General features: G+C 39.5%; 11 protein-coding genes. 6 read left to right on the top strand and 5 right to left on the bottom strand.

Annotated features, from left to right (window positions below):
• Window positions 1-338: 338 nt before the first annotated feature.
• From MiAbW_RS11745 to MiAbW_RS11725, 5 genes are all read left to right on the top strand, one after another.
• The gene (locus tag MiAbW_RS11745; RefSeq protein WP_238707266.1) at window positions 339-2042 is read left to right on the top strand and encodes a thiamine pyrophosphate-binding protein; all 1704 of its coding nucleotides are present in this window, start codon (window positions 339-341) and stop codon (window positions 2040-2042) included.
• A 39-nt stretch (window positions 2043-2081) separates the two neighbouring features.
• On the top strand, window positions 2082-2942 hold the full coding sequence (locus tag MiAbW_RS11740) for a sulfotransferase domain-containing protein (protein WP_151696267.1): 861 nt from the start codon (window positions 2082-2084) through the stop codon (window positions 2940-2942).
• A 100-nt stretch (window positions 2943-3042) separates the two neighbouring features.
• The gene (locus MiAbW_RS11735) at window positions 3043-3855 is read left to right on the top strand and encodes a hypothetical protein (protein ID WP_151696266.1); all 813 of its coding nucleotides are present in this window, start codon (window positions 3043-3045) and stop codon (window positions 3853-3855) included.
• A 58-nt stretch (window positions 3856-3913) separates the two neighbouring features.
• Window positions 3914-4726, top strand: a complete 813-nt coding sequence (locus MiAbW_RS11730; RefSeq protein WP_151696270.1) for a hypothetical protein — start codon at window positions 3914-3916, stop codon at window positions 4724-4726.
• A gap of 7 nt (window positions 4727-4733) precedes the next feature.
• Window positions 4734-5900: a thioester reductase domain-containing protein gene (locus tag MiAbW_RS11725; protein ID WP_238707265.1), complete on the top strand. Its 1167-nt coding sequence runs from the start codon at window positions 4734-4736 to the stop codon at window positions 5898-5900.
• 68 nt (window positions 5901-5968) lie between these two features.
• On the opposite strand, the gene MiAbW_RS11720 is transcribed toward MiAbW_RS11725, so the two are convergent.
• The 5 genes from MiAbW_RS11720 to MiAbW_RS11700 all read right to left on the bottom strand — a co-directional run bounded on the left by MiAbW_RS11720 (window position 5969) and on the right by MiAbW_RS11700 (window position 13870).
• Window positions 5969-9247 carry a non-ribosomal peptide synthetase gene (locus MiAbW_RS11720; protein WP_151696265.1) on the bottom strand — a complete coding sequence of 1093 codons (3279 nt, stop codon included), beginning with the start codon at window positions 9245-9247 and terminating at the stop codon, window positions 5969-5971.
• 103 nt (window positions 9248-9350) lie between these two features.
• Window positions 9351-10625 (bottom strand): sulfotransferase family protein, encoded by a 1275-nt coding sequence (locus MiAbW_RS11715; RefSeq protein WP_238707264.1) that lies wholly within the window; start codon window positions 10623-10625, stop codon window positions 9351-9353.
• A 182-nt stretch (window positions 10626-10807) separates the two neighbouring features.
• Entirely contained in the window at window positions 10808-12121 is a 1314-nt protein-coding gene (locus MiAbW_RS11710; RefSeq protein WP_151696263.1) for a coproporphyrinogen-III oxidase family protein, read from the bottom strand.
• Window positions 12122-12166: 45 nt separating this feature from the next.
• Window positions 12167-12448 carry an acyl carrier protein gene (locus MiAbW_RS11705; RefSeq protein ID WP_151696262.1) on the bottom strand — a complete coding sequence of 94 codons (282 nt, stop codon included), beginning with the start codon at window positions 12446-12448 and terminating at the stop codon, window positions 12167-12169.
• A 3-nt stretch (window positions 12449-12451) separates the two neighbouring features.
• On the bottom strand, window positions 12452-13870 hold the full coding sequence (locus tag MiAbW_RS11700; protein WP_151696261.1) for a class I adenylate-forming enzyme family protein: 1419 nt from the start codon (window positions 13868-13870) through the stop codon (window positions 12452-12454).
• A 236-nt stretch (window positions 13871-14106) separates the two neighbouring features.
• On the opposite strand from MiAbW_RS11700, the gene MiAbW_RS11695 reads away from it, so the two are divergent.
• Window positions 14107-14694 carry a hypothetical protein gene (locus MiAbW_RS11695; RefSeq protein ID WP_151696260.1) on the top strand — a complete coding sequence of 196 codons (588 nt, stop codon included), beginning with the start codon at window positions 14107-14109 and terminating at the stop codon, window positions 14692-14694.
• The last annotated feature ends 38 nt before the right edge of the window (window positions 14695-14732 follow it).

Genomic DNA, 14732 nt, shown 5'->3' with positions numbered 1-14732 from the left:
AAAATTTCTGGAGCCCAGTGGAATGAAGAAAATATCCCTCAAGTGCTTAAACACCGCTGTGCTTACCTAAATAACAGTCTTTAGCTATTGAATAGTATTTATGTTCTGACAAAACTGACTTGCTCCCTTCTAATTAATCTGATCCCCCCGGCTATCGGCACCCCCCTTATTAAGGGGGGAAGGGGGGATCGAACCTAAAATCCATTTTTAATTTAATTATAACCAGCGTCTATGTGAGATATTCTAACAATAGTCCATTGACAAGACAAAATCTAATGATTTCACAAGCATCATCCCCTATTATCTTGACAGAGTCAGAACAAATCCAGCCAAGAAATATGAGTGACCTAATTGTCGATTATTTAGAACAATTAGGGGTAGAGTACGTTTTTGGCATACCGGGAGGACATAATAGTGCCTTCTACGAAGCCTTAGCACGCAGCGAAAGACGCGGGGGGGTTCGTGCCGTTTTGACTTGTCACGAAACCGGTGCCGCTTTTATGGCTGATGGTTATGCTCGTGAAACCGGAAAAATCGGGGTTTGCTGCGGCACAACTGGACCGGGTAGCACCAATTTTATTACAGGATTAGCCTCAGCTTATGCTGAAGGGATACCTCTACTTGTTATCACCGCACAAACTGCCCTACCTCATTTTAGCTGGAGTGCCTTTCAAGAATCATCGCCTGATACCATTGATACAGTGGCCATGTTTAAGCACTGTACCCGTTATAACACCCTCGTCACTCACCCTAATCAATTAGAAAGAAAATTAGCAGCGGCATTAACAACAGTTTTACATTCACCTTTTGGACCGGCTCATCTTAGTATTCCTGTGAATATTTTCCGGGTTGAGTCTCCCTCATCCCTTGCTTATCACCAGGTAGCGACTCAAGCTGCTGCATTAGTTGATTTAAAAGCCTTAGATGAGCTTGATAGTACCATAAACAATATCTTAGACCAAGGTCAAACCATCGCCATCTGGGTTGGTCAAGATTGTACGGAAGCCACCCCAGAAATTATGGCATTAGCCGAATTAATTAACGCTTCTATTGTCACAACTCAAGGCGGTAAAACCTGTGTTAATCCTTATCATCCTTTAGTAAAAGGTGTCTTTGGTTTCGCCGGACATCAAACGGCCCGTCAAGCTTTAACCGATGATTCTGTGGCTTTAATTTTAGCGGCTGGCATGAACTTAGGGCAATGGGAAACCTCGGCTTGGGATCAGGCATTGTTAACTAAAAAAATAGTTCATATTCATCACGCAAGGGACTATTTTAAAAGTTCTCCGATGGCTAGTTTACACATTCAAGGTACAATCAAAACCACCTTGGCAGAATTACTAAAAAGATTGCAGAAAACTCGGCAAAGGGGACAATTAAACCCGCAGTTATCAGGCAGCTTATCCCCTGAATTTTCCCAGCCTTATCAACCCGCTCACATTGCCGTTAAAGAACCAGATAGCTATCGACTGTTAGAGGATAATTCCTCGGTTAAACCCCAGCAATTAATCGGTGAACTCCTACAACATTTTCCCCCAGAAACCCGCTATCTAGTGGATGTGGGTAATTGGTTAGCTTGGACAATTCACTATTTCTTCCCACCCCGTCCAGAAAATTTCCGTTTAGCTGTGGCAACTGCCCCCATGGGTTGGGGAATTGGTAGTGCGATTGGAACAGCTATGGGGGCAAAAAATACCCCAGTGGTTTGTCTTACGGGTGATGGATGTTTTCTAATGCACGGCAACGAACTTGCCGTTGCTGTTGCCGAAAAATTACCGATTATTTTTATCATTCTTAATGATCAATCTTTTGGTATGGTTAAACACCGACATCTGCAAACGGGAGTAGAACCCCTAGAGTTTGCTTTATCATCAGTAGATTTTAGTCAAATTGCTCGAGGAATGGGAGCGAATGGTTATATTATTCGTAATAGTCAAGACTTGCAGGAATTAGATTATGAAGCAATTTATCGGGATACCAAACCTACCGTCTTAGATGTGCGAATTGATTCCAAATATGTTCCCCCTATAGGAATGTTTTAAAGCCACAAACAATGATCAATACTTTATAACTCAAAAGCGATGTCCTACACCGAGTTACCCGCCAAGCGATTACTAATTAATTCTTTGCCCAAAAGTGGTACTCATTTGTTAGCCAAGTCCGTTGAGATTTTGGGCTATAAAGAACATTTTGAGGATCAAGAAATTAAGGAAGTACCCCTATTTTTTAACTATCGAGAAGTAAAAAAAAGAATAGGGAATCAATCCCAATCTAAGCAAGAAAAAATTAGCATAGGGGCTTTAACCCCGTACTATGTAGATTTGGCGACTATTCGACATTGGTTAACTCTCATTGCTGAAAAGCAATACATTTTAGGTCATATTCCTTGGACACCTCTATTAACTCCAATTCTTCAGGACTTGAATTATCAGCATATTTTCATTATTCGTGACCCTCGTGCTGTTATCGCTTCCTCAATCCCTTTTGTTTTAGATACGGGAAAAATGCCAGCAAGACACTTTTTAGAAGAGGATTTTAAGTCCATGTCTCCTAGCCAAAGATTAGATTTTATTTTAGTGGGAGGCTATGGGGCAAAAGCGGGAGTAGAAATCAGAAATTTTGCTGAAGTGTTCCGTTCTATGTTAGCTTGGTCTCAAGAGCAAAATTGTTTATTTATCCGTTTTGAGGATCTGGTGGGAGAACAGGGAGGTGGCAAGTCGGAAAAACAAAGGGAGACGATGGAAAAAATTTGCCACCATTTGGATATTCCTTTTAATGAAACTATTGTTTCTCATTTGGGGGAGATTTATAACCCTTCTGCTAGAACATTTAGAATGGGTAAAATAGACGGATGGAAAGACTCAATAGAGCCGGCAGATATCGAAAAATTAAACACCTATTGTCAACCATTATGTCAAGAGGCGGGTTATGAAATGTCTTGAGTTATACCTAGTATTAGTCTGATAAATTCCCAGTTTATTGGTGATTATTTTCCTAGATATGGTATGATCCTTCCACGACTTAAAATAAGGAAACACAAAAATGGACTTACAAGCAAATCTTGAGAGATTTAAAAGCAAACACCCCATCAGTCGCAATCATTATATTTCCTATCGTAGTATATACAAAGCTACTCCCAGTCTCAAATTCATATTCAAGCATTATTGCCCGATTTATCATATTTCACTAGATGAGTTTTTTGAATATTATCCCCTTTTAGCATTTATTGAATACCTTGTCTATGAAACTGATACAGAGATGGAAAGCAATCAAAAGGATAGCAACCCATCAAGTCAGTGTTCTTTGTGGGATCATAAAAAAATAATCATTCGATCTTTTTTACAAGAATTTGATTTAGAAGCTCCTATGATTTTAAATCAAATGGATAATTTAGGGGAATATATTAAATTAGAAAGTCAGCTATTGAACTCTGAAAAGATCACATTAGAAGACGTAATTCGTGCTTCTGAATTGCGGTCTTCTGACGATTTAATCCTCCACTGTACCTTGATTGCTATGTCAGGTAAACCTTATAGAGATGAAATTTTTGAGATTATGTCACCGATAAACATTTTGCTAGAATTTCATGATGATTTTCGTTCCTATCAAGAGGATAGGGCAGCTGGTAATTATAATACCTACTGGATGTTTCAGAAATTGTATGGAGAGGAAGCACACCATTATTTAAAAGCAGAAATAGACCGCTACAGTAAGCTATTTGAGGCAACCCTGAAACGATTATCTGAACAAGACCAAGAAGTTTATTCAGCAAAATGGTCTCGTTTATGGCAAAATGTATTTCCCTATTTCTCTAGTGCTGAACTTCTTCGTCAAGCCGTTTTAGAAGGAGTTTAAACCTGTTATTTGACCGCAGAAACTTATTTGTTTGAAAATTCAAAAAGGAGAAACTAAAATGAACCCGCCAATGTCCCCTGCTATGATTGAAAGAAAAAAAAACGTTAGTCAAATCCCTTATATTTCCTATTATAGTATCTATAAAGCTACCTCAGTTTTAAAGCCGTTTTTCAAAATATATTGTCCAATTTATAACATTTCTGATAATGAATTTTTTGAATTTTATCCCCTCTTAGCATTTATTGAATATCTGATCTACGAAACCGATGTAGAACTAGAAGAGAGTAATCAAAAAGATGGCTCACTATTAACTCAAGTTTCTCCCTGGGATGCCAGAAAAAAAATTATTGAATCTCTGTTGCATGAACTTGGTGTAGAAGGCTCCGCAATTCTAGCACAAGCAGACAACTTAGGTAAATATATTGAATTAGAAGGTCAGCTAATTGCTTCTGAAAAAATAACCTATGAGGACTTACTTCTTGCCTCTGAACTAAGGTCTTCTGATTTGAGAATTCTACATTCTGCTCTCGTTCAGATTTCAGGTAACCCCTACAGAAGTGAAATTTTTGATCTGATGTCACCTCTAGAAGTTTTACTAGAATTTAATGATGATCTTCGTTCCTACAAAAAGGATATGGCAGCAGGTAGTTACAATACCTACTGGATGTTTCAAAAATTCTATGGAGAGGAAGCGCATCATTATTTAAAAGCAGAAATAGACCGTTATAAAAATCTATTTGAGGAGAAACTTAAGCAATTTCCTCGAGAAGAACAAGAGATATATTTAGCAACATGGTCTCGTTTTTGGCAAAGATTTCCCTATCTCTCCGATGCCGAACTTATTCATAAGGTTGCTCTAGAAGGGATTTAAAAAACACATGACTAAACCTGTGACTCAACAGTTAGACCTGAAAGCGGAAGTAAATTTGGATTCCTCGATTCAATTTGAGCAATCGCTTTCCAAGAATGTACTAGAGCCAAAAGCTATCTTATTGACAGGAGCAACTGGTTTTCTTGGTGCTTATTTACTCGAAGAACTTCTCCAGAAAACCAGGGCAGATATTTATTGTTTAGTTCGCTGTTCTAATATAGAAGAGGGTAAAAATCGTCTTCAAAAAAACTTAGAGTTTTATTCTCTTTGGCAAGATGATTTTAATTCTCGTATTATTCCTATTGTCGGAGATTTAGGGAAACCTTTATTCGGTCTTTCTCAACTAGCATTTAATGAATTAGCGGCAATAATTGATATTATTTATCACAATGGAGCTTGGGTTAACTCTGCTCGTCCCTATTCCACCTTAAAACCGGTAAATGTCTTGGGGACGCAGGAAGTGCTAAGATTAGCTAGTAGGGAGCAAACTAAATTCGTTCATTTTGTTTCGACTCTTGGGGTTTTTCTCGGTGATAATCAGGAGGAAATTGGCAGAATCACTGAAATGGATAGCCCTAATTTTGTTAATCTTCAAGGAGGTTATCGCCAAAGTAAATGGGTGGCAGAACAATTAGTGATGGTCGCACAAAAAAGAGGATTACCTGCTTGTATTTATCGTCCTTCAAGAATTATCGGAAATAGTAAAACGGGGATTAACGGTAATTTCCAAGATTTCCTGTGTATTTTGCTAAAGGGTTGTATTCAATTAAGAAAATTCCCCGATTTAAACACACAAATAGATATCGTTCCCGTTGATTATGTCAGTCAGGCAATTGTCGGTTTATCCCAGCAAAAAAACCATGCTGGTCAAGTATTTCATTTAATTAATTCTCAGCTAATTTCCTGGGAAACTTTCTTTAATTCTCTTCAACTTTTAGGCTATTCCTTAGAAAAAGTTGATTATGATAATTTTTATGCCGAATTAAAATATCAATTGTCCCAGTCTCCCAAGAACACACTATATTCATCTTTATTACTGCTTTTGAAACTGTCAAAACTATTTTCCCCTGATAAGCTAGAATTTGACGCAACTCGAACATTGATAGAATTAACAGAGCTATCTATCTCCTGTCCCGTTATTGATGAAAAATTGCTCAGTTTATATTTTTCTTAACTTTCAGAAAGTTGGCTATTTTCCCCCTGTTCTAGACCATAATTTATAGGAAAAATCTTCAATTCTTGCTATATACTTTTAAGATTTTGGAAGATGGTAATTGGCTGATGAGGATTCGTAACAATTTCCGACCATATCTGCATGAAATCTCGGTTAATTTGAGTCATTGAATCAAGCTCAAAATAATCTTTTTTATATTGCCACCAACCCTTAAGAGAGGGTTTTGGGGAAGTTTTATTTTCCCAGAGTATTAACTCTAAGTCTGGCCTAACTTCAAACTCTTCCATTTCCCAAGATGTCACCTCTAACCCCGGTAGTTTCAATTCTTCTTCGGGGGACTCTGACAAAACCGTAATAACTGCTTTAAAACTAGAATTATCAAGGCGATATTCTGGTTTAATGACTTTTGCTAAATGCTCAAAGGGAATATCTTGATACACTAAAGCTTCTAATACTACCCTTCGCACTCGCGTTAGTAACTCTTTAACAGTAGGATTACCACTTAAATTAACTCGGAGCAACATTATATTACTAATTAAACCGATTAGAGGCTTCAGGTGTGGATGATTACGAGCATCACGGGGAGCGTGGATAATAATATCTTCACAACCACTATAGCTATAGAGTAACACAGCAAAGGCGGTTAGTGCAGTCATAAATAAAGTGATTCTTTGCTCTTGACAGAGGATGTTTAATTTCTCTGTGAAATCCCTAGGAATTTCAAAATCAAAATTAGTCCCTAGACTTAAGACCGATGAATCGGATAATTTATCGCTAGATTTAGACGGCAAAATCAGGTGTGGGGGAATTTTTAAGGTTGGTGGATCTCCCGCTTCTAAAATACGTTTATAGTGGTTAATTTTCGGTTCAATTAGTTGAGAACTAAAGGATTTTAGTTGCCATTGAACATAATCAACATACTGGATAGGTAAGGGAGGTAAAGGGGAGGAATCACCTAAGACAAAAGCCTGATAAAGTAGCTCCAATTCTTTAAAAAAGAGCGTCAAGGATGAATTGTCTATAATAATATCATGGATGTGAGTGAGGAGAATGTGAGCTTTCTCATCCAAACGAATTAATATCAGTCTGATTAAAGGGCCATTAATCAAGTCAAAGGGTTGATTAATAATCTCTTGTAATAATCTTGCTAATTCCTCATTTTTCTGGTTCTCTGGCCAGGTTTGTAAATCAATTATGGGTAGGTTTTTTTCGGTGTAGGGGTTAATTAACTGAACGGCGGAACCATTGACTTCTCGAAAGGTAACACGCAATATTTGATGGCGATAGATAATCTCATTCAAGCTGGCTGTTAAAGCGGCTAAATTGAGGTCTCCTTTAAGGTAGTGTCGTCGAAAATTACCCGAAAAATGGACAACTGTATTAGATTTTTCATAGGCCCATCTTTTCTGTTGAGTCAAAGATAAGGGAAAATAAGGACAGCCGGATAAGGAATCAATCTCTGGGGAAGAATCGGCAATAAAATCCTCGTCTATGATTAAGGGATTAATTACCTCATTAAATTTTATCTTCTCAATTGTTTCGATTAGTTCTGGATGAGTTTTCCGTAAATATTCGGCAAATTCGACCACCGTTGCAGCATCAAGAATAGTTTCTACAGCAAACTTTTTTTGAAGATAAGACTCTAGCCTCTTACAGAGGGCAATAACTTTGAGGGAATGTCCCCCCAATTCAAAAAAGTTCTCATCAATTCCTACTTTTTCTAATTCCAAAACCTCCGCCCAAATTGCGGTTAATAGTTCTTCTTCTGGGTTTCGTGGCGGTGTAACCAGACGAGAAGTATCATAATTGAGGGGCAATTTAGCTAAAGCTGCACGGTCAACTTTATCATTGGGTGTCAAAGGCATCTTTTCTAAAATTACTAATGCCCGGGGAATCATATAATGGGGTAACTTTTCTTTGAGATAGTCGCGCCATTGAGCGAGAACTTGCTCGACTTTAACGGTGGGGTTAATAACAGCATAAGCGATTAATTGAGGATCATTTAACTGCTCTTGACGGACAATGACTACCGCTTGGTGAATGGCGGTATTTTCGTTTAAGATGCCTTCAATTTCCCCTAATTCAATTCTTAAACCACGAATTTTAACTTGAAAGTCTATACGCCCTAACCATTCAATATTACCATCAGGAAGATAACGGGCTAAATCGCCGGTTTTGTATAACTTCGCCGATGGATTATCATCAAAAGGATGGGGAATAAATTTTGCCGCAGTTAATTCGGGACGATTGAGATATCCCCTAGCTAAACCTACTCCCCCAATATGTAATTCTCCCGCAACCCCCACAGCCACTTTTTTGAGAGACTGGTCGAGGATATAAGCTTGCGTATTGGCAAGAGGACGACCGATGGTTAAGGGACTATCAGGGCTACATTCTGCTATGGTGGCATCAACGGTGGCCTCGGTGGGGCCATAGGCATTAAAAAAGCGTCTTCCCATTGACCACTGGGCCATCAAGGCAGGGGGACAAGCTTCTCCGCCGACAATTAATACCTGTAGGTGTTTTAAGGGTGCTTGAGGGAGGACGGCTAATACTGATGGGGGAATTTGTGCATGGGTAATAGCTTTTTTTTGCAGAAAATTAAGCAAGTTGTCTCCCGGAAGTAAGGAGTTAGAATTTCCTAGACAAAGTTGCGCTCCCGAAGAAATAGCGGTGAAGATTTCCGAAACGGAAGCATCAAAATTTAAGGAAGCAAATTGCAGAACACGACTTGAGGGATTTAAGTTAAATAGTTTAATTTCTGTTTGAACTAAATTAACTACTCCTTTATGAGTAATTAAAACACCCTTCGGTAGGCCAGTGGAGCCGGAAGTATAGAGAATATAGGCTAAGTTGTCGGAGTTTACATCAGTTTTAGGGTTTTCTTGACTTTGTTGAACTAGGGACTGATCTTTATTTAAAAAAATTACTTTTATCTGGTCAAGGGGGAGATTTATAAGGGGTTTTTCCTGTGTCAATAAGATAGATATATCGGCATCTTCTAGGATGAATTTTAGCCGTTCTTTGGGGTAAGCAGGATCCAGGGGTACATAACCCCCTCCCGCTTTGAGAACACCTAAAACCCCGATGATCATTTCTAGGGAACGCTCAACACAGATTCCTATTAATTGTTCTGGTTTTACTCCTAATTCAATTAAATAATGGGCGATTTGGTTGGCCCGGTCATTTAACTGCCTATAGGTTAAGGAGGAATCTTCAAAACTTACCGCAATCTGATTAGGGGTCTTCTCCACCTGGGTTTCAAATAATTGATGAATTGTGGTGGAATAAGAATAATTTTCTCCCCTAAAATTCTCCTCAATTGGCTGTAATTGTACTTCAATCATGATTTAAGTAGCTGGTTATAATTAAATTAAAAATGGATTTTAGGTTTGATCCCCCCTTAGTCCCCCCTTAATCAGGGGGCATCTGAAAGTTTTCAATACCTACCTACTTAAGATAGTGCAAACAATCAATTATGTTTTCTAAGTCTGGTGATAATGTGGCCAATTCCCGTTCATGTTTGCGCCATTTTTCTTGTCTAGGAGCAGATAGGGTTCTTTGAGCGATGGGTAAGGGTTGAGAGAGAATTTGCTCGATTTGTTTGTCTTGATGCAGTTGGGCAAATTGGGCAATATGATTAATGGTTTGCCCGGGATGTTCAATTAAATCGCGATAATTGACCGAACACCAACAGGAAGGGTTGAGGGACTGAAGGTCTTCTATTAGGTAGGAATTAGCCATTTTCCACTGATAGGCGGCAATTTCTACCAGAGAAGATTCCTGGAGAGATGACCAACCGGGTACGAGCAGAAAACTCCACTGACTATGCTCCCAACCGGGTAAGGGTTGATAGCTAATAAAACGATGCGATCGCCATCCTTCTAACAAACTACTAATATTTTCCCTAGCATCTCGATAAAGATAGATAAAGAGAGCATCAGGAAATACAGCCTTTAAGAAAGGAACTCTTAGGGCGTTTTTGGGCGTTTTTTCTAAAAAACGAATTTTGCTAGGACGCTCATTTTCAGCAATGTTTAAATATTTTACCCCCTCCCGATTTTGTAATTGTTGGGTAAAACCTTTTCTGAGAGTCTTACTAATTTCTGGGGTAGCATCGCCTTCATCCAAGCGGTTAGAGCTAAAATTGCGTGCGGCAGGATGTAAAGCGGGGATTCCTTCGATAATTTCGTGACTTTCATCTCCAATTGTCCATAAATCGGGGAATTTAGCCAGGGTTTCAAACAATAAACTACTTCCTGCTCTGGGTGCAGAAACAATAAAAATCGGCTTTTCAAACTCTGGGATTGAGAGGTTTTTATCTTCTACTTCTAGCGGAGATTGGTGCTTTTTTTTGGCAATTAACAAACGCTTTTTCTGCATCAGAGAAAGCATCTCGCCATCTTTTCCCCTCAGGGGTGGAGAAGGCGATAGGGTTGAAAGCATGGAAGTAATAGGATTAATTATCTCTTGGATTGCCACCGATGAAGATAGCCATTTTTGTAATAATGGTGCTATTTTTCGGCTAAATTCCCCGATTAAATCTCGATAGGCTAATTCTCCTCGATAGTTTTGTCCAAATTTGGTAAAAACCGCTTGCCATTGGCTTTGAAATTCTGCCAGTTTTTCGGTCAGTTGCTCTAGTTGTCCCTGGGGAAGGGAGCAATTTTCAAGAAGACCATAAATAGCGGCTACTTGCTCCTCGATTTCCGCAGCAGTAAGCACGGGTAAATCATTAAGTGGGACCTGAGCTAAACTGTTTGTTCTGCACATCTCATCTGGGTCATTTTCAACAATGAACAATTATTAGTTAGCGATTATCCAGTTTCTATATTTTAAATGAGTAAGGGGTTCTGACCCCCCTTACTCAGGGGGGAAACTGACAATTTTTAACACCCACCTACTTACTAACTTTTGAGTTTTTTGAGAGATGCTGCTAAAGTTTCGCCCACATAGTCCCCATAAAGAATTCCCTTAGGGGTTAATTCAATTTCTTGGGTAGATACGGTGACAAAACCATCTCTTTCAAGTGCGGACAAAGTTTCCCCGCAAAGGGATTGTAATTTAAACCCATGTCTTTGCTGAAATGCAATTAAATCAAAACGTAATGTCTTGATTCCTAGTAAAACTTCCCGCACCATCCGGTCCAAGCTAGTCAGCTTATAACCGCGAGATAAGGGTAGTTCTCCTTGGGCCAGAAGGGTCGCATATTTTTCCATATCGCTAGTATTTTGTAACAGAGAATCCCCTAAACAGCCAAAAGCAGAGACCCCCAGTCCATAAAACTCCATTCCGTGCCAAATATTAAAAATGTATTCACTGCGATATTGTTGGGTACTTGTGGCCAAATCGCTGTCATTTTTAACATAGGTAAAATGACTCCAAGGATTATAGTTTGCTTGGGCAAAGCGCTCCATGGCCAACTGCATAAACTGCATTTCTAGCTCTGCTGATGGCAATTCTATAATTTCTTGGCGAACCCCTTGATCAAATACTTGGGTATTGGCAAAAGCTTCCATTTTATAAACGGTGATGCTTTCTACTCCGGTTTTTAGAGCGCATTCTAAGCTTTCTTGCCAAGTTTCTACAGTTTCTCCTGCTAGTCCACTCAACAGGTCAATATTAATTGACCATTGCCCCTCGCCAGCTTTTTGAGCTACATCTATCGCTCGATAAGCTTGTTTTTCGTCATGACCTCTGCCACTCAGTTTGATGATTTGATCATTAAAAGATTGAACACCTAAACTCAGGCGATTTACTCCTAATTCTTTGAGTAACCTCATTTTTGAGGGGGAAACACTCAAGGGTTCTGCTTCTACGGAAAACTGTTTCTTTTCTTCAAAGTAGGAGAAATTTTCCCGTAAATTCTCGACAACTTGGACTAACTGGTTTCCGGTTAAGGTGGTGGGAGTTCCTCCGCCAAAATAAACCGCCTGAATCCGTCGGTTTTTCAAATTGAATCTTTCGGAAACGAGTTTAATTTCTTGGCAAAGCGTATCTACATAGGCCTGTACTTGGCTCTCTTTTAGGTCAACGGTTTTGTAGTAACAAAAAGCACAGCGTTGAGTACAAAAAGGGATATGGACATAGAGACAGATTGGCTGTTCTTCTAGTTTTTCGGCGATTACCCCTGCTTTCCACTGGCGAAAGGGGGGATAGTTAGGATTTAAGGGTAAACGTTGCGGCGTTTGGGTTTTCGGAAGTTCAACGGTTAAAGTCATGGTTTTTGACTGAGATATTGTTATTGAGGTTGCATTAACTCTAGATCAAGCTGTGACCGTTAATTGTTCACTTGCTGGCATTTTCTGAGCAATACAACTAGCTAAAACGTTAAGATTACTAAAGGATTCTAGATTTAAATCCGATTCCGCAAACTCAACCTCGAAATGCTGTTCTGTCAAAGCAATTAATTCAACTATTGCTATGGAATCCAATCCTAACCCGTCTTCAAATAGGGAGGCAGTTTCGTCAATTTCCTCGATTTTGAGATTGATGTCCAGTTTTTCGGCAATAATTGTCTTGAGTTGATTTAAAATATTTGTCGCCATTTTCTAAGCTTTGGGTAAAAAACTGACTAATTGCTGATGGTCGATCTTCCCGTTGGGTAACATCGGTAAGGTTTTCAGAGTAACAATTCGGTCTGGAATCGCTCTTTTCGGTAGTATATCAAAGCACAATTCTCTGATTTCATTCTCAGATAGATGACTCCCTTTTGTCAAGACACAAAAAGCGACTATCCCTTTGCCTCTTTGACTCTCTCCATGGCATTGAACCGCAACCGTTTCAATTGCATCTAGGGTTTCCATATTTTTCTCGATGTCAGAAAACAAGACCAATAGACCATCCCGGTTAATACTGCGATCACATCTTCCCCAAACTTCCAGATGACCGTCTAAATGTAGCTTACCTAAATCTTTAGTAGGGAACCAATCATCAGAATTTGTTGACATCAGCGGCACTCCTGCCGGATCAACATAACCATCAAACCCTGATGGATGCTGACAGCAAATTTCCCCAACTTCTGACATTTCCGAGTTTAAAGATTTCTTAAGTTGCAATCGCACACCTGGCATAGGTAAACCGACCGTTTGACAACGGAGGGATAATTCTTCTTGGGGATTACCTGCGGCAATTACCCCCATTTCGGTGCTGCCATATAACTTAACTAGGGGTCCGAAATTCTCTTCATATTTGATAAAAGTGTTTTCTTTGATCAGATCTCCCGCCACCACTGTTAATTTATACTCTCTGGCTGATTTTCTGCCTTTAACTAAGGTTTCACAAAAGCTAGGAGTCATAAAAGCAATATTAGGATTAAAGTCTTTTTCTCTCTGAAGATAGCGTAAAAGGTTGGCACCTTTCTGTAAATCAATAGAGGCCCCCACAGCCACACTAGGAAGAAAAGCAGCTCCTAAACCATAGAGATGATAAATCGGTACTGGAATCGCCACTCTCGCCTCTGAATTTAATCTCAATCTTTCCACACAGTTAAGCACATTTTCTAGCAATTTAGTCTGAGAATGAACCACTATTTTTGGGGTTCCTGTACTCCCAGAAGTTCTCATATATAGCCTTTTACCTTTGTCATCGATAGTTTTATATTGATGATTTTCGGTAATTTTTAGCCAATTGGTAATTTGATCCAAACGGTCGTTTTTTTCCAGTTTGGGAGTGAGGCAATAGTGACAAAACTCAGGAATAATATAGGGCGAATTTGACTGAGGCTGCAAAAAGAAACTATAGCCCTTTTCTAACAAAAATAACAGGGTTAAAGCACTGGGAAGAGAATTTTCACATTCCAGGGACAAGCAGTCTGCTAGATCGATTTTTTCTTGCCTGAAAAAGCTTGACAAATTGTCAAATATTTCCCCAACATCTTGCCAAGGATAGGTTAAACATCCATCGGTAAGCACGTTGGACTGATACGAGTCTAGAGAGGGAATGCGGGCTATAAATAAGCTGTTCAACATTTACATTGGTATGGAAGGTTACATGGGGTGAGGTAGTGGCGGCAGAAATCAGGGTAAACCCAGCTAAAACGGCATTGATAATTGGCTAATTTTGGCGGCCGTTGGTCTGCTGTTTAGGCATTTCAAATGCTACCAGTCAATCAGAATATTTACGAATTGTCAAGGATTTTTAAAATAGGTTTATCCCTCGGTAAAAGTGTGTTAGACTCTGGGAGATTAATTTTTAGGAGTTTCTCATGGACGAAGTTAACGAACAGGCCGCAGCTGATGAATCTTCATCCCAGAATGTTAACGAACAGGCTGGCGCTGATGAATCTTCATCCCAGAATGTTAACGAACAAGCTGCCGCTTCAGAATTTTCTTGGGAGGAAATCAGCAAAAAACTAAAGGCTGCCCCGGGTGAAATCAGCAAAAAACTGGCATCCTGGGGGGTTTCTTTGGACGAAGTAGCCAAGAGAATTGGTTCTTTGGGACTCCCAGGCGTAATTCTCGTGGTGACGGTATCCACCTCGGGAGCCACTACTTATCCCATTGCCTTCGCTCTGGCAGCTTTAGGGGGTCCCCTCGGCGTTTTCGGTGGTTTGGGACTGCTTAGTCTGACCACTGTGGTGGGAGATGTCTTGACGAACTATGGAATTGAAGCGGTTCTTGCCGCTATCTATAAAGATCGTCGTAAACAGGAAGCTCAGGAAGACTTAATCAAAGAAGTTGAAGGTTTACCGATTACCCAAGCACTGAAACTGAAGCTCAAACAGCAAATAGAGTCGGTGGAAGTTGTGTCTGAGGATATTGGTTCCCCGAGAAAAATTGAAATTGTAGAATGATAATTTAAATTAATTTATCCTTTCATTTCAAAAGCTCA

This window comes from Microcystis aeruginosa NIES-4325 (assembly GCF_008974145.1).
Lineage (GTDB): Bacteria > Cyanobacteriota > Cyanobacteriia > Cyanobacteriales > Microcystaceae > Microcystis > Microcystis aeruginosa_G.
Note: the sequence above shows the minus strand (reverse complement) of the source record. Positions and strands in the feature narration are given on the sequence as shown.

Excerpts from the sequence above, each read along its gene's own strand:
- MiAbW_RS11745 (WP_238707266.1), top strand. The coding sequence starts at position 339 with ATGAGTGACCTAATTGTCGATTATTTAGAACAATTAGGGGTAGAGTAC.
- MiAbW_RS11740 (WP_151696267.1), top strand. The coding sequence starts at position 2,082 with ATGTCCTACACCGAGTTACCCGCCAAGCGATTACTAATTAATTCTTTG.
- MiAbW_RS11735 (WP_151696266.1), top strand. The coding sequence starts at position 3,043 with ATGGACTTACAAGCAAATCTTGAGAGATTTAAAAGCAAACACCCCATC.
- MiAbW_RS11730 (WP_151696270.1), top strand. The coding sequence starts at position 3,914 with ATGAACCCGCCAATGTCCCCTGCTATGATTGAAAGAAAAAAAAACGTT.
- MiAbW_RS11725 (WP_238707265.1), top strand. The coding sequence starts at position 4,734 with ATGACTAAACCTGTGACTCAACAGTTAGACCTGAAAGCGGAAGTAAAT.
- MiAbW_RS11720 (WP_151696265.1), bottom strand. The coding sequence starts at position 9,247 with ATGATTGAAGTACAATTACAGCCAATTGAGGAGAATTTTAGGGGAGAA.
- MiAbW_RS11710 (WP_151696263.1), bottom strand. The coding sequence starts at position 12,121 with ATGACTTTAACCGTTGAACTTCCGAAAACCCAAACGCCGCAACGTTTA.
- MiAbW_RS11705 (WP_151696262.1), bottom strand. The coding sequence starts at position 12,448 with ATGGCGACAAATATTTTAAATCAACTCAAGACAATTATTGCCGAAAAA.
- MiAbW_RS11700 (WP_151696261.1), bottom strand. The coding sequence starts at position 13,870 with ATGTTGAACAGCTTATTTATAGCCCGCATTCCCTCTCTAGACTCGTAT.
- MiAbW_RS11695 (WP_151696260.1), top strand. The coding sequence starts at position 14,107 with ATGGACGAAGTTAACGAACAGGCCGCAGCTGATGAATCTTCATCCCAG.